This is a genomic window from Armatimonadota bacterium, from assembly GCA_023511795.1.
GTDB lineage: Bacteria > Armatimonadota > UBA5829 > DTJY01 > DTJY01 > JAIMAU01.
This window is the reverse complement of record JAIMAU010000019.1, coordinates 1-23,956: the sequence shown is the minus strand read 5'-3', so window position 1 is coordinate 23,956 and position 23,956 is coordinate 1. Positions and strand designations below refer to the sequence as shown.

Annotated in this window: 20 protein-coding genes and 1 tRNA gene; 9 read left to right on the top strand and 12 right to left on the bottom strand. The window is 49.4% G+C overall.

From position 1 onward, the window contains the following. Window positions 1–11 precede the first annotated feature (11 nt). From K6T99_11500 to K6T99_11470, 7 genes are all read right to left on the bottom strand, one after another. Window positions 12–1,097, bottom strand: coding sequence for a Xaa-Pro peptidase family protein (locus K6T99_11500; protein ID MCL6520444.1), 1,086 nt, complete (start codon window positions 1,095–1,097; stop codon window positions 12–14). A 15-nt stretch (window positions 1,098–1,112) separates the two neighbouring features. Beyond that, window positions 1,113–1,553: a type II 3-dehydroquinate dehydratase gene (aroQ, locus tag K6T99_11495; GenBank protein ID MCL6520443.1), complete on the bottom strand. Its 441-nt coding sequence runs from the start codon at window positions 1,551–1,553 to the stop codon at window positions 1,113–1,115. A 4-nt stretch (window positions 1,554–1,557) separates the two neighbouring features. Then, a complete protein-coding gene (locus tag K6T99_11490; protein ID MCL6520442.1) occupies window positions 1,558–1,725 on the bottom strand; it encodes a Trm112 family protein in 168 nt (55 codons plus the stop codon). A 13-nt stretch (window positions 1,726–1,738) separates the two neighbouring features. After that, window positions 1,739–3,073: an ABC transporter substrate-binding protein gene (locus K6T99_11485; GenBank protein MCL6520441.1), complete on the bottom strand. Its 1,335-nt coding sequence runs from the start codon at window positions 3,071–3,073 to the stop codon at window positions 1,739–1,741. Window positions 3,074–3,160: 87 nt separating this feature from the next. After that, a complete protein-coding gene (locus tag K6T99_11480) occupies window positions 3,161–3,535 on the bottom strand; it encodes a hypothetical protein (GenBank protein MCL6520440.1) in 375 nt (124 codons plus the stop codon). Between the two features lie 15 nt (window positions 3,536–3,550). Continuing rightward, window positions 3,551–4,300 (bottom strand): hypothetical protein, encoded by a 750-nt coding sequence (locus tag K6T99_11475; GenBank protein ID MCL6520439.1) that lies wholly within the window; start codon window positions 4,298–4,300, stop codon window positions 3,551–3,553. A gap of 139 nt (window positions 4,301–4,439) precedes the next feature. Continuing rightward, window positions 4,440–7,892, bottom strand: coding sequence for a beta-galactosidase trimerization domain-containing protein (locus tag K6T99_11470; GenBank protein MCL6520438.1), 3,453 nt, complete (start codon window positions 7,890–7,892; stop codon window positions 4,440–4,442). Between the two features lie 18 nt (window positions 7,893–7,910). Between K6T99_11470 and rpiB the strand changes: the two genes are divergently transcribed. From rpiB to uppP, 7 genes are all read left to right on the top strand, one after another. Continuing rightward, window positions 7,911–8,372, top strand: a complete 462-nt coding sequence (gene rpiB / locus K6T99_11465; protein MCL6520437.1) for a ribose 5-phosphate isomerase B — start codon at window positions 7,911–7,913, stop codon at window positions 8,370–8,372. Window positions 8,373–8,381: 9 nt separating this feature from the next. Next, window positions 8,382–9,650: a serine hydroxymethyltransferase gene (locus tag K6T99_11460; protein ID MCL6520436.1), complete on the top strand. Its 1,269-nt coding sequence runs from the start codon at window positions 8,382–8,384 to the stop codon at window positions 9,648–9,650. 85 nt (window positions 9,651–9,735) lie between these two features. Then, window positions 9,736–10,224 (top strand): cytidine/deoxycytidylate deaminase family protein, encoded by a 489-nt coding sequence (locus K6T99_11455; GenBank protein MCL6520435.1) that lies wholly within the window; start codon window positions 9,736–9,738, stop codon window positions 10,222–10,224. A 7-nt stretch (window positions 10,225–10,231) separates the two neighbouring features. Further along, window positions 10,232–11,197 (top strand): undecaprenyl/decaprenyl-phosphate alpha-N-acetylglucosaminyl 1-phosphate transferase, encoded by a 966-nt coding sequence (locus tag K6T99_11450; GenBank protein ID MCL6520434.1) that lies wholly within the window; start codon window positions 10,232–10,234, stop codon window positions 11,195–11,197. Window positions 11,198–11,228: 31 nt separating this feature from the next. Next, window positions 11,229–12,353: a UDP-N-acetylglucosamine 2-epimerase (non-hydrolyzing) gene (gene wecB / locus K6T99_11445; GenBank protein ID MCL6520433.1), complete on the top strand. Its 1,125-nt coding sequence runs from the start codon at window positions 11,229–11,231 to the stop codon at window positions 12,351–12,353. 7 nt (window positions 12,354–12,360) lie between these two features. Beyond that, entirely contained in the window at window positions 12,361–13,518 is a 1,158-nt protein-coding gene (locus tag K6T99_11440) for an AI-2E family transporter (protein ID MCL6520432.1), read from the top strand. Window positions 13,519–13,554: 36 nt separating this feature from the next. Continuing rightward, window positions 13,555–14,385: an undecaprenyl-diphosphatase UppP gene (gene uppP / locus K6T99_11435; protein MCL6520431.1), complete on the top strand. Its 831-nt coding sequence runs from the start codon at window positions 13,555–13,557 to the stop codon at window positions 14,383–14,385. A gap of 10 nt (window positions 14,386–14,395) precedes the next feature. Here uppP and hisF read toward each other — a convergent pair whose 3' ends face one another. The 3 genes from hisF to K6T99_11420 are packed head-to-tail and all read right to left on the bottom strand — an operon-like array spanning window position 14,396 to window position 18,115. Next, window positions 14,396–15,175 (bottom strand): imidazole glycerol phosphate synthase subunit HisF, encoded by a 780-nt coding sequence (hisF, locus tag K6T99_11430; GenBank protein MCL6520430.1) that lies wholly within the window; start codon window positions 15,173–15,175, stop codon window positions 14,396–14,398. Continuing rightward, the gene (gene hisH, locus K6T99_11425; GenBank protein ID MCL6520429.1) at window positions 15,169–15,792 is read right to left on the bottom strand and encodes an imidazole glycerol phosphate synthase subunit HisH; all 624 of its coding nucleotides are present in this window, start codon (window positions 15,790–15,792) and stop codon (window positions 15,169–15,171) included. Before hisH ends, hisF begins: the two co-directional genes overlap by 7 nt. 1 nt (window position 15,793) lies before the next feature. Continuing rightward, complete coding sequence (locus K6T99_11420) at window positions 15,794–18,115, bottom strand: penicillin-binding protein 1A (protein ID MCL6520428.1); 2,322 nt, start codon at window positions 18,113–18,115, stop codon at window positions 15,794–15,796. Window positions 18,116–18,283: 168 nt separating this feature from the next. Here K6T99_11420 and K6T99_11415 point away from each other — a divergent pair, with 168 nt between their 5' ends. Next, window positions 18,284–19,288 (top strand): NAD(P)-dependent glycerol-3-phosphate dehydrogenase, encoded by a 1,005-nt coding sequence (locus K6T99_11415; GenBank protein ID MCL6520427.1) that lies wholly within the window; start codon window positions 18,284–18,286, stop codon window positions 19,286–19,288. A 175-nt stretch (window positions 19,289–19,463) separates the two neighbouring features. Then, a tRNA-Glu gene (locus tag K6T99_11410) sits at window positions 19,464–19,538 on the top strand. Between the two features lie 319 nt (window positions 19,539–19,857). On the opposite strand, the gene K6T99_11405 is transcribed toward K6T99_11410, so the two are convergent. After that, a complete protein-coding gene (locus tag K6T99_11405) occupies window positions 19,858–22,485 on the bottom strand; it encodes a DUF499 domain-containing protein (GenBank protein ID MCL6520426.1) in 2,628 nt (875 codons plus the stop codon). A 19-nt stretch (window positions 22,486–22,504) separates the two neighbouring features. Continuing rightward, window positions 22,505–23,956: DNA methylase (locus tag K6T99_11400; GenBank protein ID MCL6520425.1), on the bottom strand; the 1,452-nt coding region annotated here is incomplete at its 5' end.

Below are 23,956 nucleotides of genomic sequence, written 5' to 3'. Positions count from 1 at the left end.
AGTAATCAAAGCTACTTTGCAAAAATACTAAGGTCTCGTGAGGAATGCGTAAGAACTTCGGCACCCGACTTTGTTACCAAAACATCATCTTCTATTCTAACTCCCCCCCAGCCTGGGATATAAATCCCAGGCTCAACCGTAACAACCATGCCAGCATCTAGTATGATTTTGCTCCCCCTGCCCAGAATTCTACCTCCATTCACGCCATCATGCACAGCAAGCCCAATTCCGTGTCCCAAGCCATGGCCGAAATACTCACCATATCCTTTTTCAGTGATGTAGTCCCTTGCGATTTTGTCAATATCTCCCCCCGGCAATCCTGGACGTATGGCTTTTATAGCCCTAGCCTGGGCTTCGAGAACGATCTCATGAATCTCTATCTGCTTTGGATGCATTTGCCCAATGACGACGGTGCGAGTTATATCCGAATGATAGCCTTGCCATCTTGCGCCAAAATCGAGTAACAATAGTTCGCCTTCCGAGACAATCTTGTCTGTTGGTTTGCCGTGTGGGAGGGCAGACCTGGGGCCTGAAGCTACCAGGGTTTCGAATGCCTCCCTTTCGGCGCCATTTTTTCGAATGAAGAAGTCTATCTCAATTGCAATTTCCTTCTCCGAGATGCCGGGCTTTAGAAGCCCTTTGATGTATTTAAAAGCCAAGTCGGCGATATTCGCAGCCTCCCTAATCGCTAAAATCTCTTCCTCGTCTTTTACAGTGCGAAGTCTGCCGATGATGTCATCTAATGCAATAAGCTCGATTTTTTCCAGCTGTTCCCTAAGTGCGTTCCATGCATTGTAGCTAAGGTGCGCCGACTCGAAGCCAACTTTGTGAACCCCAAGAGTTTTAATTAATTCGGAAGCTTTTTTGGTCCAACCCCCCTGGAACTCCTCAATAACATATCCCTGACACTCCTGAGACACCTGCTCTATATAGCGGGCGTCGGTTAGAAAATAAGCATCCTGGAGAGTAATAACCAAAAACGCAAATGAGCCGGTAAATCCACTTAGGTAGCGTACATTTTCAATTTGCGAGACGAGGAAAGCGTCAACTCCGGCCGCCATAAGCTCATTTCTAAGCCGCTCCAACCGTTTAGACATGAACGACCCACCAATCTATCTCTTTTCAACTAGCGATTTTGCCGCGTCAAGCGCTAAGATGTAGCTCATTGCTCCGAACCCTGAGATTTGCCCAACACACACCGGCGCTGTAACGGATATCTGGCGAAACTTCTCACGGCCGTGAATGTTCGAAAGGTGTACCTCAATGGTTGGAATTTTCGCCGCTGCAATTGCATCGCGCACCGCTATACTGTAGTGGGTATAGGCGCCCGGGTTAATCACGATTGCATCCGCCCAATCAAGTGATTTTTGGATCGCCTCCACGATATCACCCTCGGAGTTAAACTGGTTGATTTCAACGTGGACGCCGACCTCTCTTGCGTGTGCCCTTATCTGCTCGTTGATTTGTTCCAAGGTGAGCGAACCGTAAATTTCGGGCTCCCGGACTCCTAAAAGATTAAGATTCGGCCCATGTATGATATGAAACTTCAACATTTTTCTACTCCTCAAAGGTTGCTTTTTCGACAAGCATTACAGGAATGCCATTTTCTATTGGATATTTTCGTCCGCACTTTGTGCAAACCAACTTGTCATCCTTTAGCTCAACTGGCGGACGTTCGTCGCACGCCGGGCATGCAAGTATCTCCAGAAGTTTTGGATCTATCATTTGCCTTCTCCGTTTATTTTTCTTTACCCATCACGAGGTCGAGCTCGCGCTGAGTTTCAATTCGAGCATCACGAAGTGCCTGCTTGGGCGACTTTCGACCATATATTGCTGCGTCCACGGCTCTTTGCAAAGCACCCATATAATATGCCTGCGCGGGCATAACAGGCCTTTGATGGCGGCATTCCTCAAGTATCTTGAGAAACATGCCATACTGGGGCTTCCCGCGAACCTTTGCAAAATAAGGCGACTTCCGATAACCAGGGAATAGCCCTGTTTTTTCCCCTACAATCCTTGTACCCTCAGCGTCTGCGCATGTCCACCTGATGAATTCCCAAGCTTCTTTAGGATGCCGACAGCCTTTTGGAATCGCCACACACCAACCGCCTACCCAAGAGCTGTGTTTCTCGCCGTCGGGCGGAGCGGGAATGTATCCAAGTCCATAGTCAAGGTTCGGTGCATACTTCTTTATCTCCTCGACACCCGATATATGTAGGCAAGCCATAGAATACTTCCCTACATAAAATGGGTTCATTTCGGCTGAACCGAAACCTGCTTCTAAGCTCGAGATCTTATTCACATCATACTTGTGGGCATAAGAACACATCCATTCCAGGGCTTTTACAGCTTTCTCGTTATCGGCGGTGATGGTGTTAGTTTTGGGATCATAAAATGACGCACCAAATGCCCATCCCCATGTAAACATTGAATTTGCCGCGCCGTACTGCGACCAGGGGATAATTCCTATCCGAACAAGCTTTCTTCCTTTCGAAAACCCTCGCCACTTCGTCAGCTTCTCTACATAGCGGTCTAGCTCTTCGATGGTTTCTGGCGGCCTTTCAGGGTCGAGTCCGACTTCACGAAAATGAGCTTTGTTCCAAACAAAGGCAAAATTTGGGTCTGCACAGTATGTTAGCGCCCAAATCCTACCTTTGTATTTATTCTGCAACCAGCATGGCTTAAAATAGTCGTCTGGTTTAATACCCGCAGATTTAATAAAATCGTCAAGCGGTGTCAACGCGCCTTGCTCAGCCCACTCCGCGACTTGCGGGCCGTCAACAAACGTTACGTCCGGAGGTTTTTTTGCGGCTACCGACGTAAAGAACTTCTGGTTGTTTGAAAGATCATTGACAGTGAAAAGCGGGCGAACGTCAATTTTAGGATGCGTGGCTTCAAATGCCTTTACTACCTGTTCGCAGGCGACGGCTTGGGTGCCACCCCAAGGGTGCCAAACTGTGATAACAATCTTTCCACCAGTACCGTTATCTTGCGTTTGACGTAAACACCCTTGAAGTAAAACAAATAGGACAGAATTTACAACTATTGCGGCAATTATCCTAGTCCGCGGCACCTCAGACAACCTGCCAAATCGACGCTTTGAGCGTTCATTTATGCAGTCATTCTACCAGGGGTGTCCGCATGCAGTCAACGTATACTTTTATTCCTCAACTTTCTCTATAACAACTTGCTCGCCTGAACGCACCGATTTAAAGACCTTCGGATCACCTTCAATTTTGCCCACGACATTCACAGCGCTGGCAGGACGTATCTCAGAACCCCTGCTCGCCGGAGTCGGGCCAAAAAATATACAGAAAGCGCTTCCAGGCGGCCAGTATGCTATATCACCCAAGTCCACAACTTCTTTGCTGTTTTCCTCACCAACGTTAACTGGAATGCCGAAATAAATTTCGTCGCCCCAGTTATTTGCTCGTGCTCTTATGGGCAACGCATCCCAGATTGCATTTGCGGTCGCCGAATCATTCAATTCAGCCATAGCCTGAACTGCGCCTGCCGTAATCTTTATCTTTCGCATTAGCTTACCTCCTCGCTATTGTTTACTATGAGACTCTTGGCGTACGCGCCTAGCGTATCCATTAGATTCTAGATAGTCAATAAAGCTAGTAAAAGTCGACTCTAAAAAGCCCACATATTCGCTTGCATTAGCATTCGGCAGCGGTTTCCATTCCTCAATAGCTTTATCATCCTTGTGCTTTAAGTGTTTTTCCAGAAGGCGCTCTGCAGAAAATCCAGGGTAGGCATGAATATGCAGAGGCGAATATCCCCGCCACCCTGGAAGCGGAGCGTCAAGGGTAACTACTTGGCACCCATTATTATACAGACTGCGGTATTCAAGGTCCACATAACCTCGCATCTCTTTTGAACAGCATACACTTAAAACCGCATATGTCCCAATAGCAGGGTTTGAATACAAACGGCATATCGTACTCCCAGCACTTGCTCCTGATACGTAATCCTCCAAGTGTTTGAATCCCAGCTTCATTAATTTCCCCGAGACTTCGTTTGCACGGCGAGGAATTAGATTTGCGAATTCGGTGATGTTTACCCTTTTATATAAAAACTTATCATCTGTATACTTAAGAACCCAGAGTTGTTTATTGAGGATTCTGCAGACAATTATCCTAATCATAAAAATTAACAAGGGAATGCGAGCTTGCCAAGACGCTTTTTTAACCGCATGCCATATGCACGCTGGATTAATTGCCGCAAAGTTACATTCAACATAGACTCGCTCAGAGCTATATTTTTTACTGCTGAATTTCTCCTGTCGCTCCTCCATGCTCACCTGCCCCGATATCATGTGTTTTTAAAAACCCACGAATCCAGATTTAGCAAACAAGAACTTCTTAGGCGCTGGAAGCAGAATTCCTGCTTTATAATGCCTATAGCTAATTATTTTTTGCTTGTTATTAAAGACCTCAACCGTCTTTTTCTGGATTTGCCCATATTTCGCACTCTACTAGCGTCATTTTTGCACCGGGGTCTCGCTTGCCAAATGAAAGCCGCACAAAGCGATAAGGTGTATCGGAGAGCAGGTCCAAACTTACGTCCAATACGTCCTCTGTTGGGTTCTGCTTTGGGTTTGATGCTAATGCAGACCAGCTTTTGCCATCCTCACTCCCTTCTACGACCATTTCTGGCAGCTGGTCTGAGTACCAAAGGTGCAACCTTTTCAGCGAAAACGGCTTTCCAAAATCAAAAGTTACCGCTGTTTGGTCAGTTTTTCTCCAGGTTACGATAAAGTTTCTTGGATGCAAAACTTTCTTAGCAAGGATTGGGGCGAGGCGTCTATCAGTAAGATTGCCTTTGCCAAACTCTATTAGTATTTCACCTGCCTCATCGGCAACTTCGTCAGGCGGCACCATGTACGAATAGGTTCCTTTGATTGCGGCATTTTTCACATCAATCGGTCGCTCTTGCTGCCACCTTATATAATTACCAGTAAGACACACGCCCTCAGGGTCAGACTGATAAACTGTCTTAATATCTGGAAACTTAAAGCGCCAGATGTCTCTACCGGTTTTTAGTCCCAAATTCTCAGCAAGCGCCTTGAAGAAGTCCTTCCAAGCCTGATCCCCAACCGTCTTTTCAGCAAATGGGTTTGACGCAAAAACAATGACCTTTCCTTTACCAAACTTGTGCTCTATTATTGCCGGACTTCCGTCGGCAAAGGTTGCCACCACCTTAACGTTATTACCCACGGTCAGCTTGAATCCAAAGCCACCCGCAGAAAGCTTGAGCCCTTTAAGCCGCGCGTACGAAGTATCGTCGGTAATTAAAATCTCTGTTTGCTCCACACTAGGGCCAATGTCAACACCCAGCAACTCTTTGCGCAAATCAGCCAGGTTGCTTCCATCTGGAGCCCACGTAAATGCCTCCGGATCGCTACACACCAATACACCGCCATCTCTGACATAGTCCGCAAGTGCCTTCACCACTTCTGCTCGCTCATATTTCGCGCCTGGAATGAAGACAGCTTTCCATGCCCTAAGATTAGCTCTACCATCTGCAACCATATTGTCATTAATGAACTTAAACCAAGTCCTTGCTACTGGGCCGAGAAATGTATAAGCATACTCAGACTCGTTGGGAAATACATGGCTTGGAGCAGTAAACGACTGGTAATGATCCTCTGAGTAAAGGATGGCACAGTCTGGGTCGTTTGGAACTGCCACTTCGTTCATTTCCGAAGCAATCCGCACAATTTCCATTATTGCTCGGAAGCGCTCTGGACATCCATACTTTGAAAGTTTAGTATCTCCGCTTGGTGCACGCCCGCCCTGAACATCAGGAATATAAAGGTGAAATCCCTTGCCACCATTGCGCATTACCTGGCTCATCAACTCACGAGTTTCCTCTGCGGTTGTAGAGTAAGCATAGTTTTCAACATGGGTGCAGGGCCATACAGGCTTACCAGTTAGGTCAGCTACCAACTTAGTTACAAAACCGAACTCCTGGCGGTTGGGGTTTCCAGAGGGATAGAGTTGGTGTGTCACTATATCCACAAATGGGCCAATTGCGTCAAGTTCATATGGCTTATGCCCGGCAACGGGGTCGAAAGACACAACTTGGATTTCGGGTGCAAGTTTCTTAGTTGTTTCGTATATCTCCTTTTGCCACTCAAGCAGCTTGTGATTTATCCATTTACGGTAGGCAATCCAACAGAAGGGGTCGGATTCCTTAGACGTATCTGGCAAGCCAAACTTTCCATAGCCAAACTTTTTCTTGACCTCTTCATCTATCTCTTTGACAAGCGACGAATCCGGCATTTGCAGTTTCAGTTCCAGAGGTTGCCCTACAGCTTGCTCATGCATTTCATCCCACGAATACACACCCCATATATATTCGCGCGCCTGCTCGATGGACGACTTAAGAGTCTCAAGGTAGGCATCTTTGCTCTTTGGGTCGAATATATAGGGCTTGCCCCCAATAGCTTGGGCGCCTTTGTTTACAGCTCCCCGCCATTCAGGCTCAACTAGCACCTTAAAATGATACTTAGCTGCCATACTTTTGAGAGGCTCCGCTGCTACAGCATGCGGCTGGACAATAGGCATTAGTTTATAATCAGCAAGCTCCTTGTAAGCCTCTTCCAAAGAATATCGGACACCGAATTCCTTTGCAAATGCACGAAGCTCTGCCGCATTGCCGCTGTGGAACCAATAAATCGCACCGTTTTTCTGCTCACCTGGCGGAGTCTTTGAAAGTAGAGGCTCAAAAAGTGAATCATTCATTTGCCAAACCCTAGGGGCTGGCGGGATAGCTGTTGATGGGTGTGTCGCCAACATTGCCAGGCTGCCATTCAAGTCAACCCTAAGTTCAAAAATCTCCTTGGGATCGCCAGCTGGGGTGTATTTAAGCGCCAGCTCTCTTGTTGCACCAGGCGGAATGGTTATACTACCTTTCGCTAGAATGCTAGTCTTTCCGTCAATTTTAGATACAAGGGTTACCGTAGCAGACTCAGCTTGACTGCGGGGATTAGTTATCTCACATTTTAAAACATTCTCGCCGCCGTAGAGAAAATCAGTATCCAAATTGCCCCATGTCACCAACCTAATCCCTGAGCTATCGCCGCCCAGCACCACATGACCAAAATTGTCGGGCCGCACAAACCCGCCCGGAGTGTTAGCCCACGCACTATACTCGCGCAGGCTCACCATACGCTCACGGCATATGTTCAACCCCCACATTAGGCCTGCTACTGGTCTCACCCCCAAAGCCTTGAAGGGAATAGCTATCTCAAGCGTCCAAAATCCCTTATCATAGTCGGCTTTTACTGTGCATTCGCTCTCCCACTTGGTGTCCGCGCGGTCGTCAAATATTCGGCGAGCGTCCGAAACAACGCCTTTGGAGTTCACAGCGATGTGATAAGCTGTCCGGTGCCCATGATTTGTGTCGAGAAGTATTTCGACACAATCATCTCGCCACACTTCGCCGTCATGTTCCTTAATCTCAGCAAAGACCTGGTCAATGTAAAGTTCGGAGCATCGAACTCCAATGTAGAGATTTAAGGGGTCATAAAGGATATATGCCGTAGTATCGAAAGCAACGGGCTTGCCATCTTTAATACTCTTGAAGCCCGTCAGCTTTGCTCCTTTTTGCCAAAGAGGATCAGAAAGTAATCCTTTAAGTTCTGGACCTTTCTCAACAAAAGGGATTGTTATTAGAGGCACACTCCGTGCTCCAATCTCTGCACCGAATAAAGGTTGATAAGAAAAGACAATTGCAACCAGAAACCCGACTGCTAATCTCATTGGTTCCCTATCACACCCCCGCCAGCACAATCCTGAAAATGCATAGAAATGTTCATCAACAGGCGCATGTTTTCCTCTAAACACTCGAAGACTGCCTAGCTTTACAAGCTTGTTTGCCACATGATATAATCCCTTGTTATGAGAATTGCAATTGGCTCTGACCACGCAGGATACTGGCTAAAAGAGGAATTAGTTCGCTTCCTTACCGAACAACACCTAGAGTTTAAAGACTTTGGCACATACAGCGCTGACCGTGTTGATTACCCCGATATCGGCTTGCAGGTTGCAGAGGCTGTCGCAAAAGGTGAGTTCGACCGGGGTATACTTGTGTGTGGATCGGGTATAGGTATGTGCATAGTTGCGAACAAGGTTCCCGGGATACGCGCAGCCGCATGCAGCGACTTATACAGCGCCATGGTTTCCCGGACCCATAATGACTCAAACATCCTGACGCTAGGGGAGCGAGTCATCGGCGTTGGAATAGCCATCGAAATTGTTAAGACATGGCTTTTCACTGAATTCTCTGGTGAAGAACGCCATGCAAAGCGTATTGCAAAAATAACAGAGATTGAAAGAAAATTCTTCAAAGAGGCGGGCTGATCGCAGGCAATGTTGGAACTTAAAGTAACCAATCCATCGTTTACGGCGCCATTATCGGAAGTTGACCCGGAAATTGCCGAAGCTATTGAGCTAGAGAAAAAACGCCAAAATGGGAAGCTAGAGCTAATTGCCGCTGAAAATTTCGTCAGTCGGGCGGTGCTCGAAGCTACTGGCAGCATAATGACAAACAAATATGCAGAAGGTTATCCTGGGAAACGTTATTATGGCGGATGCGAATACGTTGACATTGCCGAGCGTTTAGCCATTGAACGTGCAAAGCAATTATTCGGCGCAGACCACGCCAATGTCCAGCCACACGCCGGTGCTCAAGCAAATATGGCGGTCTACTTTGCGGTAATGGAACCAGGCGATACTTATCTAGCAATGGATTTGAACCACGGAGGGCATCTCACCCACGGTAGTCCGGTAAATTTCTCTGGGAAACTCTACAATGTCATCCCCTATGGGGTTGATAGGAAGACCGAGCTAATTGACTACGACGAACTCTACAGACTGGCGCGAGAACATAAACCAAAGCTAATAGTGGCAGGAGCAACAGTATACCCGAGAATCATAGATTTTTGTAAAATGCGGGAGATAGCAGACTCCGTCAATGCGTATTTAATGGTAGACATGGCACACATAGCTGGTTTGGTTGCTGCAGGAGAGCATCCGTCACCCGTACCATACGCACATTTTGTGACCACGACGACTCATAAGACTCTTCGTGGCCCGCGGTCGGGCATGATTCTCTGCAAAGCAGAATATGCAAACATGGTGGACAAAGCCGTATTCCCCGGAATGCAGGGCGGGCCATTGATGCACGTCATTGCTGCAAAAGCTGTTGCTTTGAAAGAAGCGATGACTCCCGAGTTCAAAGCATATCAGCGCCAGATTCGGCACAATGCGGCCGCCCTTGCCGAAAGTCTCCTTCAGCACGATCTGAGACTTGTTTCCGGCGGCACAGATAACCACCTAATGTTAATCGATCTAACACCGCTTGGTCTAAATGGCAAACAAGCGCAGGAAGCTCTCGACAGTGCCGGGATAACAGCCAATAAAAATACGATTCCATTCGATACTCAAAAGCCATACTTAGGAAGCGGCCTACGCCTTGGAACACCGGCATTGACAACTAGGGGTATGCGCGAGGCAGAAATGCGTACAATAGGCGGCTTAATAAACGATGTACTAAGAAACCCAGATGATGAAGCGGTACGAACCAGAGTACTAGGCAAAGTTGCTGATTTATGCGCCCAATTTCCTTTGTACGGCTAGCATTCTCGTGATAAATAACCCAATCGATTTTGCTAGTTTTGTATGAAGGAGCTGATATCCAAAAATTGAATATGCGGTTAAAATTATGTCTGAAGGAACTCGAGCGCGGCCGGATTGGGATAAGTATTTCCTGGAAATAGCACAAGTAGTGGCAAAGCGGTCAACATGTCTTAGGCGTCAAATTGGTGCTGTAATCGTTTGCGACCGACGTATACTTGCGACAGGTTACAATGGTGCGCCTTCAGGCCTTGCCCACTGCTTGGATATAGGATGTTTACGCGACAAAATGGGAATTGCTTCTGGCACCCGTACGGAGCTTTGTCGAGCACTCCATTCGGAAATGAACGCAATCATTCAGGCGGCACAGCATGGGGTCTCGACCAAGGGTGCGACATTATACTGCACACACCAGCCATGCAGTGTATGTGCAAGAATGCTTGTTAATGCTGGAATTGTGCGAATCGTCTACATTGGCGACTATCCGGATCCATTTGCGACGGAAATATTGAACGAAGCAGGCGTAGAGCTGATAAGATTCACAAAGGAGCTTGAGCCAATCTCCCCAACGAGGTGATGGGCTAATGAACTGGCATGTCCTCGCCTTTGGGCTTGCATTAGGTATTTCATATGCACTTACTCCCGTTGTGCGCCGCCTGGCCATAGCTCTCAACGTTATGGACCATCCTGGCGAGAGGCGAGTCCACACCCGTCCAATCCCGCGATGGGGAGGAATTGCAGTATACGTTGCCTTCACTTTTACAATACTCCTTATTTCACACATTGGTGGGAAATTCTACCCTGAAATTAAGCTTGATATACGAATGATTGGCATCATTGTTGCGGGAGCACTTCTTGCAACTGCCGGAATGATAGACGACATGAAAGAACTATCAGCCGCCGTCCAAGCGCTCTCGATAATTGGAGCCACGGTCGTTCTAATGGGATTCGGTGTAAGCATACAGCTGATTACCAATCCTTTCGGAAACCCGCCAATAATATGGCTAAAATGGGCTTCATGGCCAGTGACCATTCTTTGGGTGTTCATCCTAACCAAGTCAATGGACCTAATGGACGGATTGGACGGATTGGCTGCGGGTATAGGAGCGATTGCATCGGGTTTCCTTGCAATAATGGCATATTACAAAGCGCAACCTGCGGTAGCGCTGATGTCAGCGACACTTTGCGGAGCTTGCATTGGCTTTCTGAGATTCAACTTCAACCCAGCAAAGATCTTTATGGGAACGGTCGGAAGCCAGTTTATCGGGTTCACCCTTGCTGCTATATCAATAGTGGGACTCTTCAAGGTGGCGGCTGCCTTTGCCATTGCAATTCCTGTGCTTGTGTTTGGCGTGCCAATCTTCGATGCATTTTTCGTAGTTTGGAGAAGGTTTCGCGAGCGCCGGCCCGTCCATGTTGCCGACCGCACCCATTTGCATCATAGACTGCTAGAGAAAGGCTTGACACATAAACAAGTTGTCCTTTTGATATACATCCTTTGTTGCATATTAGGCATAGTGGCGCTAACAATTATCCTCTCCTGCAGGTAATGCAGCGAAAACTTTAGAAAAGGGACCCTCGATGCCGATAAAAGTAATGACAGTGTTCGGAACGCGACCGGACGCCGTAAAAATGTGTCCAGTAGTCCTGGAACTTCAGAAGTTTCCAGACAAGGTAGACTTGGTTGTGGCAGTCACCGGCCAGCACCGCGAAATGCTTCATCAAGTCCTTGACATCTTCCAAGTCAAGCCAAAATATGACTTGGATATCATGAAGACTAAGCAATCGCTAGCAGAAATAACTACCCGCTCCCTGCAGGGCCTAGAAAACATTATCCTTAAAGAACAGCCGAATATTGTTCTTGCACAAGGAGACACGACAACAACATTCACCGCATGTTTGGCGGCATTTTACAATAAAGTAGCCGTTGGGCATGTGGAGGCAGGGCTACGGACAGACAATAAATACGACCCATTCCCAGAGGAAATAAACCGAAGGCTGACAACAGTGCTCGCCGATTTGCATTTCGCACCTACGCCGGCGGCAAAAAAGAACCTCCTTGCTGAAGGAGTACCGTCGAACAAAATATACGTGACCGGCAATACGGTAATTGATGCGCTTCTCTCAGTAGCGGAACGGCCTTGGGTTTTTGACGACCCAGTTCTCGCAAGCGCTGGCACCGATGGGCGGCGAATGATTCTCGTAACCGCCCACCGGCGCGAGAATTGGGGCGAGCCAATGACATCGATTTGCAAAGCGATTAAAAAGGTAGTTGAGGAATTCCCGGACGTGTTTGTTGTATTTGCAGTACACAAGAATCCGATAGTTAGGGAGACAGTATTCCCCGAACTAGGGCAAACGGAACGCGTTCACCTAATTGAACCGCCGGATTATGTGCCCTTCGTACACTTGCTGAAGCGGTCATATCTGGTGCTGACAGACTCAGGGGGCATTCAAGAAGAAGCGCCATCTCTCGGGAAACCTGTTCTAATAATGCGAAATACTACCGAGCGTCCCGAAGGCGTCGAGGCAGGAACCGGCAAACTTGTCGGCACAACCACCGAAAGAATTGTCTCGGAGACAGCCAGACTTCTTTCCGACCACGAAGCTTACAACTCTATGGCCCGTGCCGTGAACCCATATGGCGACGGGCATGCTTCCGTTAGAATCAGGGAGGCATTATTCAAATACTTTGGGTTAGACTGAGGAATTAGTGAATCCTAAGAGCCGAGTCGAAGGAATTTTCGAATTAGTTTGGGGCGTAGGGATTAGAATAGCCTTACGGATTACTCTGTGGGCTGGGTTAGCATATTTTTTGTGGAAGGCCCGCTCCGTTTTAACCGCTGTTATTATCGCAGCCGTACTGGCGTACGCCATGCTGCCAATTGTTGATTTTCTATGTTCCTACCGCGTGCGCGGCATGAAGCGCCGAACCCAACGGATAATAGCTACAACTCTCGTATTCATTGTGCTCCTTAGCGGTATTGTATCGTTTGCACTTGCGTTCATATCGCCTCTCCGAGGAGAAATGGCTGGACTAGTTGCAAGCCTTGAAGGTTCTAGCGAGCAAGTGTCAAAAATTTTCGAAAGCCTCAAGAAATGGTACATGGAGCTCCCTGATGACCTTCGGCAATTGCTAAGCGCCCAAGACCTTACCAAGCTTGGGGCGGAAGTGACAACTTGGGTAAAGGGAGCAATAACTAAGACCATAAATTGGGTTTCCCACCTTGTAGACGTAATAGCAATTCCAGTACTTGCTTTCTACTTTGTACTTGGCAGTAGAACACTAAAACGAGAGTTCGTAGGACTAGTTCCGAAGAGACGGGCACGTGAAGCATTAGCGATCCTCCACGAGATAAGTGCAATAATGAAAAGCTACATAATTGGCCAGCTCCTACTGTGCATTATTGCCGGCTTCGTTGTAGCTGCTGGGCTCAGTTTGGCAGGAATGCCCTACATACTCATCTTGAGCTTGTTCGCAGGCGTGACTAGGGCTATTCCAATTATAGGACCCATAATCAGCGGTTTGCTTATCGTACTGCTTGGAATGGCTAAATCGACTTGGATGGGATTATACCTGCTAATTTTTGTGGCAGTTCTCCATTTTATAGAGAGTAAATTCATCATGCCCATGCTAATAGGCGACCGCATGCAGCTCCACCCAGCGCTGATACTAATCGTCTTACTAATCGGAGCACAATTCTTTGGAATAACAGGAATGTTCCTTGCTGCACCAGTAGCAGCAGTTTTGAGAGTGCTAATAAGGTTTTATATAGTCAAGCCGCCAAAGGTACGAGTATGGGGCCTAAGCGGCGAAAGACATATGGCTCAATCGTCTACTGATTTGGGACCCGGGCCGGATACCTATTAATGTTCAAAACTTTCTTGAAATTAGGAAGGCATTAGAGTGCATATTATAGAAGCAATAATCCTCGGTGCGGTACAAGGTCTAACTGAATTCATACCTATTAGCAGCTCTGCCCACCTTATTATCATCCCATGGATAGCCAATTGGAAAACTCATGATCTTGTATTTGACTTAGCCCTTCATCTAGGTACGCTCTTTGCGCTTTTTAGCTACTTTTGGCGGGAATGGTATGAAATGGTCCGGACTTCCATCGAAAGGTCGAGGTTCAAGAGGGAGCAAGCGGGAAACAGTTTACCCAATTCAGAAGCTCTACTGCTTTGGCCAGTCATTTTCGCTTGTGTGCCTGCGGCCCTCTCCGGCATGTATTTCGAAGAAGTTATAGAGTACGGTGTCAGAAACAAACCTACGCTCATAGGGGCTGTGACAATCGTTACAGGAATTGTCTTGCTTTTAGCCGATAGGCTTGGCAAACAGCGCCGCCCTTTGAAGGAAATTACCATGAAAGACTGGATAATCATAGGGTTGGCTCAAGCGCTCGCCATAATCCCCGGCGTTTCGCGCTCCGGAATAACAATCACGGCAGGGCTATTCTGTGGACTTAAAAGGGAAGCTGCCGCGAGGTTCTCGTTTTTAATAGGAGCACCAATTATATTTGGAGCAGGGGTGTACAAACTTAAAGATCTATTCACTGATGGCCTGCCATCCAATCAAATATTGCCATTTATTCTTGGAGTAATAGTTGCCACCGTTGTTGGGTATATCTGCATCGGTTTTCTGCTCAATTATCTTAAGAAGCGAAGTATGGGGATATTCGTCGCCTACCGCGTAGTATTTGGCAGCGCCGTAATTCTTCTAGCCATAATCAGATAGACTTTGACTTCTACCATTTTTTTCGCACAGGTATCCCCGCTGATGCTAGCTCAGCTTTGATTTGGGCGATTGTATATTCACCTGTATGAATCATGCTTGCAATAATCGCCGCATCGGCACAACCTTCATTAAAGACATCAACCAGGTGTTGAGGACTGCCTGCCCCTCCTGAAGCTACAACAGGTATACTCACATTCGTTGAAATAAGGCGCGTGAGGCGGATATCATAGCCCAAACGCGTGCCATCGGCGTCAACTGAATTTACAACAATCTCACCTGCCCCTAAATCTTCAGCCCTCTTAGCCCACTCAAGTGCATCGAGTCCCGTTCGCTCCCGAAAGCCCCGTATAGTGATTTCATAGCCGCTAGGGAACCGAGTGGTGTCATTCGTTCTCACAGGATCCATGCCAAGAACAATACACTGCCTGCCGAAAACCTTTGCACCTTCAGCGATTATAGCGGGGTTTTTCACCGCCAGGGAGTTTACTGATACCTTCTCCGCACCAGCAAGCAGAACACGATACATGTCATCCAGACTCTCAATGCCGCCGCCAACTGCGAAAGGAATATGGACGACTCTGGCGACTTCTCTAACCATTTCTATGTCTATTGGCCTGCGTTCTGCAGAAGCGGTGATGTCGTAGAAAACCAATTCATCACAGCCGCCTTGGCTGTAAGCAACAGCCATTTCAACAGGATCACCAAGGTCTATGTTGTTTTGGAACTTTATCCCCTTAGTTACCTTTTTGTTGCGCACATCAAGACAAGGGATAATTCTTTTGGTCAACATTTTCCATCCCACCGGCTAAAGTTTTCGAGGAGGCGCAAGCCAATTCTTCCCGACCGCTCTGGGTGGAATTGCGTGGCAAATATATTACCTTTCCCTATAATTGATGCAAATCGCACATCGGCATACTCAGTTACCCCTATTATATACGAGGTGTCCGAAGGCGATGGGTAGTAGCTATGAACGAAGTAAAACTCACTTCCATCCTCAATTCCCTCCAAAAGGGGATGCTGTCGAAGAAATTCTACCGCATTCCAACCTATGTGCGGAATTTTACAAAGAGGATTCGAAGGCACAAACCGCTTGACAGATCCAGGAATGAAACCGATGCAATTCGTCCCTCCATCTTCCTCGGAAAATTCAAAGATAATCTGGGTTCCCAAACAAATCCCAAGGAACGGCACCCCTCGGGATACGACGGTCTTCAGAGGTTCAAGCAATCCAAGTTCATTGAGGTTTTTCATCGCCTCGCCTGCGGCGCCGACGCCTGGGAAAATAACCCTCTCAGCTCTTAGGATATGCGCCGAATCGCTCGTTATCTCGCACCCCACGCCAATATGCTCCAAAGCAAGGCGAACACTTGTTAGGTTGCCTGCCTTATAATCAATAATCGCAATCATCTTACTCCCTCGGTGCACGGTGGATAGTACACACTTTATTCGGTGCTTCCTCCACCCTGTATCTGCGCGTTATAGTTTCCGGACAGTAAATATTTGCAATTCTGCCCGAGTCAACGCATATCGTAACAGTCACATAACGATCGCTTGGAGTAGGCGATGGCCCAGGCTGAGGAGGCGGAGAAGGAGCAGGAGGAACATTTTGTGCCTCTTGGTTCGTTTGATTAACCTCCTGAGAACCATGAATTGGACAATATGTCATTGGTTCGGTGCCGACCTCAAAAGAGGCTCTATATGTCGAAGGACAATCCTTCGTCGCCAGGCATCCGCTTTCGGTACATATCGTTACATCTATTGTTCGCGGCGACCGAGCTTCATTGCTGGAACGCTCTCTACGAGTTGACCGCTCGGACTCACGGCGGCTTTTTTCTTCTAGGTCGGTCCTTGACCTTGCCATTTCGGGATTTTTCTCGCGCTTATATATCTCAAGGGCACGCTTCATGAAAGCAGCCCACGTAGGCGCACACACATTCGCACCATAGACGCGGCGCATCGGACTAAAATCGTCATTACCCACCCAGACGGCGCAGGCGAGCTCAGGGGTGTATCCTATGAACCAAGCATCCCGGCAGTCTGAGGTCGTCCCTGTCTTCCCATGAGCTTCGGGGACTTCCCTTGCGGCGCGTCCAGTGCCCTGTAGCACTACTCCTCTTAGCAGCTCACTCATTGTTTCTGCCGTTTGCCTGCTAAGAACCTGCATGGTTACCGGAGAATATTCTTTTATAATGCCACCTTCTCCGTCCGTAATCTTCGTAACCGTCATCGGCTCTGCACGGATGCCCCCATTTGCGATGACTGAATATGCCGATACCATCTCAAGCGGCGTAACAACCGATGTGCCCAAAGCAAGAGAAAGGGTTCGCTCAAGCTTCGACTTAATGCCGAGAAGCCGTGCATATGTAATTACTTGATCTATTCCAACTTTGTCAGCCAGCTTGACTGCAACTACGTTAATTGATTGGGCAAGCGCCTGTCTTAAATCATAGGTTCCCCCATACCTGCCGTTAGCATTCTTTGGCGTCCAGGGTTTTGACCCATAGCCAACGTAAGTAACCCTTGAATTTGAGATTCTATAGCTTGGATCATAGCCATTGTCTATTGCGGCAGTGTAAACAAAAACTTTGAATGATGACCCTGGCTGCCTGCGAGCTTGGACAACCCTATTGAATTGATCCTTGGTGAAATCCTTATTTACGCCGCCAACCATAGCCTTAATGTGCCCATTATGTGGGTCAAGGCATATTAGCGCTCCTTGGGTAACATTCATGTACTTCGCAGCAGCAACGCCTTTGCGAAGTTCTTCCTCGGCAGCCTGTTGCATTTCGTAGTTAAGCGTCGTATGTACTTCAAGACCGCCCTTATAAATCATATCCGCACCAAGTTCCCTAGTGAGCCGCTTTAGGACATATGTTACAAACCACGGCGCTTTGTACTTAGCCAACCCGCCAGGCTTTAAACCTACAAGACGAACAGGTTCCCTTTTAGCCTGCTCACACTGCTCGCGAGTAATGTATCCCAACTCGGCCATTTTATCTAGAACAACACTGCGGCGTCCTATTGCAGCACGTAGATTTTCATAGGGCGAGTATACCGATGGCTTTTTGGGCAGCCCTGCAAGGAGAGCACATTCTGCCAGCGTCAGGTCCTTCACGTTCTTGCCAAAATAAATCTTAGATGCGGTCTGGACTCCATATGCTCCGCTTCCATAGTAGACTTCATTGAGGTAAAGCTCTAGTATCTGCTCCTTAGAGTAATTTTGTTCGATGCGAAGTGCAAGAATTATCTCCTGAAGCTTGCGTGAAAGCCGCTTTTCCCTGGTGAGATATAAATTGCGCGCAAGCTGTTGTGTGAGTGTGCTGCCGCCTTGAACCATTCGCCCAGCTTTCAAATTTTCTATAAATGCGCGGAGCATTCCCCTTAAATCAATGCCCCAGTGCTTGTAGAAACGGGCGTCCTCAATTGCCACGGTAGCATTCTGAAGATCTTTGGGGATATCTGTAATCGGCACAACCTCGCGGTTTTCTTCGTAGACCTCCGCCAGGACAACTCCATCGCTTGAAATTATACGGGTCGCCTCGGTAGGTCGGTACTCCTCTATATCGTGGCTCGAAGGGAGAACCTTCGATACGCTGTAGAAAGCGCCAATGATTCCGCCTAGCAGAATGCCAAGCACCAAGAGAAGCAATATTTGTATACAGATGAGAATTATCCTTATGCGCCTGCGCTGGGAACGCCGACCATACCTAACTCTTTCCGTCTGTGGCATGAACTGGGCCTCCAAACGAGATTATAAGTGTCCGGAGCTTGCACTGTCAATGAACAACCCATTTAAATATACGCCAAAGGCAGTAAATTTGTACCTTCTTTGAGCAAAGACGATTCTAATGTTGCCGCATCTGTTTGCCAATGTTATAATCGCCAAGGAGGAAATATCATGAGCCGAATTGCCGTATTGGGTGCCGGCAGTTGGGGAACGGCGCTCTCGCTCCTTCTCGCAAAAAAAGGCAACGAAGTCAAATTATGGGTCTGGGACCCCTCCCAAGCAACTGAAATGGAGAAAGCCGGCGAAAACCCCAAGTTCCTGCCTGGCTTTCCCTTCCCCAGCAACCTAACCTTTACAACTTCGATGCCGGAGACAGTTGAGGATGCTGAGTCGGTCATATTTGTTGTTGTCTCGGAAGGCATCGTGGAAGCGGCTAAGTCGCTTAAGAAGTGCCTTCCACGTGGGATACCCATCATCAGCGGAACAAAAGGACTTGACAGCACCACCGGCCTGACGGTCTCGCAGACCCTAGAGCGGCTTTTACCCAAAAACGCAAATCCTATTGTGGCGATTTCGGGCCCAAATTTGGCTCTCGAAGTTGCCAAAGGCATCCCAACGGCAACCGTTGCTGCATGTCCAGACCAATCGGTGGCAAGATATGCGCAGAACCTCTTAATGTGCCCAACTCTCCGAGTCTACACAAACTCAGACATCATAGGAGTTGAGTTAGCAGGTGCACTAAAAAACGTAATAGCCATTGGCGCGGGAGTTTGCGACGGTCTCGGTTTCGGCGACAATACCAAAGCAGCCCTTCTAACTCGCGGGTTGGCTGAGATTACACGACTTGGAATACGATTAGGTGCTCAACAAGCAACTTTTATGGGTTTAGCTGGCGTAGGAGACCTAATGGCTACGTGCGCTAGCCCACTGAGCCGAAATCGTCGAGTGGGTCTCGGCCTTGCGGCAGGGCGAAAACTAGCCAATATACTTGAGGAACTTGGCCAGGTTGCTGAAGGAGTGCCCACAACGCGCGCCGCATATAATCTAGCACGGGCAAACCACGTCCAAATGCCTATCGTCGAGGAGGTCTATGCAATGCTCTTCGAGGGCAAATCTCCACACACGGCTGTTGCCAATCTTATGAGCCGCGAACCAAAAGACGAGGTTTGGGAATAAAGAACGAGTTCATAACCATCTTTCTGGCAAGTTTGACTGATTTAGGTTTTAAGGTGGCAAAAACTTAAATCTATATTCATAAATTCGCATGACTTAGGATATTGCAAAGTTCTAGCAAATCAGGTATAATTAGAATGCTCGTCCGGTTAAAAGGATGGGCGTTTTATTTGAGAATGGCGCCATGGTCTAACGGTTAGGACACGGCTCTTTCAAGGCCGCGGCGGGGGTTCGACTCCCCCTGGCGCTACCACCGAATGTACACAAAACGTGCTCGGGGAATGCATTAGAACGCTGAAGGTATGACTCCCCGGGTCAGCCTCAAGAGCGGCGACGAACCGCCGGACAGCAGACCGCTTCCGGTCCGTGTCGCCGCTTTCGGCTATCTGGCGGACCTCTGCGGCGAGGGCCTCAAGCTCCTCGGGAGTTATCTTCAAAGGTATTGCCATCGCATAGGCCTCTCTCAACCCAAGAAGACTGAGTAGGGTAAAGATTACTGCGAGCGCATGATCAAAGACGCCCATTGTACGAATACCTTTTCTTTAACCCATGCCGCGTTTGCGAGTGTGTAATCACTCCACCGTGTCTTCCTCGACCTCGGCTCCGATTTGACGCAGTGTCTCGCGGACACGCTGATCGAGGGTGTTCTGCCGGATGCTCCCAGAGTCCGAGTGCGCCCGAACCGAGATTTCTACCTCCATCTCCGCTCCATCACTCCGTAGGGGCATCACCACCCCACGCACGAAGTCGGAGAGCTTGTCCCAAGGAACCTTTGTCCGGAGCGTCACTCTCCTGAACCCACCAGTTGTTGGAGCTGCTACCCCTTCGACGGGAGTCGGTTCCTTGACTGCGGCAGGCTGCGCATCTTCCCCTAAAGCAGGAGGTGAGACTTCTGGACTGGTCTTTATCGCAAACTCTTTCCGAACTAGGATCGCGCCAGCGTCTAACACATCGTACGGAAGCTCGTTGCCGATGTATATCTTATCTCCCACGCGTATACCGAACGTGCCCTGTCGCACGCCGGTCGCCACTGCCGTCTTGACCACGGATTCGCTCTCGATCATCGGAAAATTCGGATACTTCAGGAAGTCTTCGTAGATGTCGGAAACCGGTTTCTCTTGCTCATTGTTCTTCAATGCCCTCCCCAGGAGCTTGTCTGGAGTGATCATCCTAAGCAATATGTCATCCTTCAGGAACTCCTTTACGCGCTTCGAAAGTGCACCTTTCTCCCCGACGGTAGGAATACCCATATCATGCCATTCCGCTCCGTCACAACCTGCCTTTGCCATGTGCCGGTATGCGGAAAGGATTTTGAACGGCACGTCGCTCTCGAGATCGTTTAGCCTGCTCTGGAGTGTGCTCTTGTTGTCGTCCGACAGTCGACGCATAAGAGCCTTGTCGTCTTTGATAGCCCGCAGTGCCAGCAATTTCTTCACCAAAGGACGCACTGCCGACAGTTCTCCAGAGTTGGGAGCTACCACGACCAGCGTGTTCTGGTAGGTGCGGAAAGTGGTTCCGGCCTTCCTGAACAGCTCGTCCGCGAATGCCACCGAACCGCCGCTGGAAACGGAGTATTCGGGCGAAAGCACCGCCAGCTTCAGTTCTTTGGTGTCGGGCACATCCTGAGTGTCCCTTGGCCAGCAGATCGTTTTCATATCGGTACCCGCCAACTTCGCGACCTGCCTATAAATCTCGTCGCGGATGTTCTCATCCTTGACGCCATCTTCTTTTTCGATGATGACTCGGTTCAGGTTCGCCTGAGTCGAGAATGAGTAGATGCCGTGCTCGACGTGTAGGTACCAAAGTTCGTCTTCCATCCGGCCCAGCGCATCGCCCACAATCGCCGGGGGTATGCCTTCCCGCAGTATTGCAAGCCGAAGCCGCTGGATGCCAATACCCTTCTGTTCCGATCCACTGAACGAACCGAAGAAGACTGCCGTACCCAGTCCGGATGCGATGCCGAACTTGGTATACTCGGAACCCATTTCGCGGTCGATCTTCTGTGCCTTGGCGTTTCCATCCGCAATGTCGGCCGCTATTACTCCCTCGTACTCGTTCCCGATGTGCTTCAGGAACTCCCGCTGAATCGTGGAGTTCACGAGGTTGATGTGTGCTGGCTGTATCAGCGGAGCGGAATGCTCGCGGTTGTAGAGATCAGCGATGATGAGAGCCAACAGGCGGAGCACTCCACGTGTGCGCTGGAAAGTCGCGTAGGTGCTCCATCGCTCGAAAAGGGTATCTATCACTTCCGGGTGGAACGGATACGACTTCTTCATCTTCTCACGGTAGGCCGGTTCCCGCGCCTCGCTCGGTATGTCATCGCCGAGTTTCTGGTACATGCCCCAATAGCTCTCCACCGTAGCCGCAACCTCTCTTGCATCCGGCGTTCCCTCGAAAAGCCGCCGGCGGATGACCTCATAGACTTCTTCGCCTTCCACTGGCGTGTACACGGCCTCGACCCGCCCGAACACGCGCTGGAGCTCCGAAAGCCTGCGCTCACCTTCCTCCCCATAGGGAACGCTGGATGGCAAAGTCGCCACTAGAGAACACTGTGGCAAAACCTTTACCGTCTCTGTCAACTCTTGGAAGAATGCAATTACTTGCTCTGCATAGTCTTTAGCCTTGACCGCGTACTCTGCAATCTCGTCCAGCAGGATGAGCGTTGGTTCGCCCGAGAGGAGCTTGTGCAAGTTATCCTTCCCCGGCGAGCGCCGCTGCTCGTCATGCGCCTTCAGCAGGTCATACTTCCCGAACTGTTCTGCCAGTTCGCCCCATACTGTCTTCTGCAGCGGGTCTGCTGCCGTGCCTACGAATGTCACTATCCGCGCTCTCGGCAGTTCGGACAGCTCTGCCTTCTTCAGCACTGCCTGTGCCAAATCGGTCTCCTCTAGCCCCTCCACGCCACGGAAGAGGTGATAAAGGGCAATTAGGCTGTGCGTCTTGCCGCCGCCGAACGGCGTCTGAATCTGAATGACCGGCTCGCCACTGCCCTTTCCCGCCAGCCGGGACGCCACAGCCGCACCTAGGTTCACCAAGCCTTGAGCGTGGTACGTCTTAGCGCAAAAAGTGAGGGCGTCGCGATAGTCCACCGGCCCACGGTCGGCTAGGACATCCGACAGGTCCGCCGCGAAGACCGACTCATCAAAGCCTCCCCTTCTTATGTCTTCATGCGGTGTTATTACTTCACGCCATGGTTTCATTTTCTTGGCCTCCCTCCATTCAAATGTCAAGCGGCATCTGGGAATGCTCGTCTGCCCGAGCCATTCCCACCGCGTAGCTCCTTCGCCCGTAGAGCAGACCTTGAAGCAGCTGCTTCTCCTTATCTCCATCGGGCAGAACATCCGAAATCGCCTGAGCCACCTGCCAGAACGCTTCGTTCCCGCCGTAAGTCTCGGCAAGGTGTTCAGCCAGCTTCTTTTGATCATTCCTGTCGTAGAGATGCAGAGCATAGTGAAGAGCGTCTATCATCGTGCCGAACTGCGTCTTTCGTCTGAACCGCTCGTCCTTTGCCCGGTCTAGCGGATAAGGTACTCGCACGTACTCCTTCTCTTTGAGGACAATGCCGCCCACGTCCCACAGATTGGTGAGCTCCACCCCTACTCCTGTTGCCAATTTCCGCGCCTCGTCGAAAGGAACACGAGCGTGGTTGTACGTCCAGCGGAACAGGACGTAGAACCTGGTGACTGCATCCACTCCGCTCATTGAAGTGCCGTCCTGCATAATGCGCTCAAGGGCAAACTCACTCACGACCTTGCGGACGTGTTCCAGCAGTTCCGCAACTGTCACCGCCTCGCCGGACGGCTTTTCGACGCGCTCATACTTTCCGAACGCCTCCACCGCTGGTCCAATCGCGCTCATAAAGAAGTCAGCTCCTCGGATGCCCTCTTCCCAGAACTGCGTAAGCCGACTCCTGACAGCCTGCTCTATCTCCCGCCGTACAACACCGAGATCTCCAATCTCATTAGTCGTTCGCTTTCGGCAGACCATATAGATTGAGGACGCAAGCGAAGCGGTCTCCTGCGCATTGAGCCTAGCCTGCATTTCGGTATGAATGGGCCAAGATGCGGTCATGTAAAGCCCAGCAGAAAGTAAGGCGTTGATTATGGCCTCCCATGCTTCCGTCGTCTTGTGGGCAAAGACGATAACTGCAATGCCCTCTGGCTTTAGGACGCGGTATATCTCACGAAAGGCTTGCGTAGCCATTTGTTCGAAGAACACCTTGGCCGCGTCCCGTCCACCCTGGCGGTTCGGGTCTTGGACGATCTCCTCCGATTTCGGCGCAAGCGGCGTTGCAAAGAGTTCAGGATACAGGTCCCCAACTGTGCGCTTCAACCAGACGTAAAAGAAGTCCGAAAGGGTTGAGTAGTTCACGTTGTCATAATACGGCGGGTCAGTGAGCACGGCGTCGAAGTGGCAATCTGGCCAGGGCAGGTTGGTGGCAGAGCCGTTTACAACGGAGGGGATGGAACATTGGGAGCTCGCGATTCGCGTGAGGGTGCAAAGAACGCCAAGAATCCAATCTAACATCCCCTCGATCGTGCCAGAGGCACTACTGACGGCGTTTCCTTCGACGTAATCCCACATCATAGGCAACGCATGTCGACTGAATGTGTGGCTAACTGCTTCCTTTTTTGTGATGCACCATCGGCATAAAACACTACAGTAATCGGC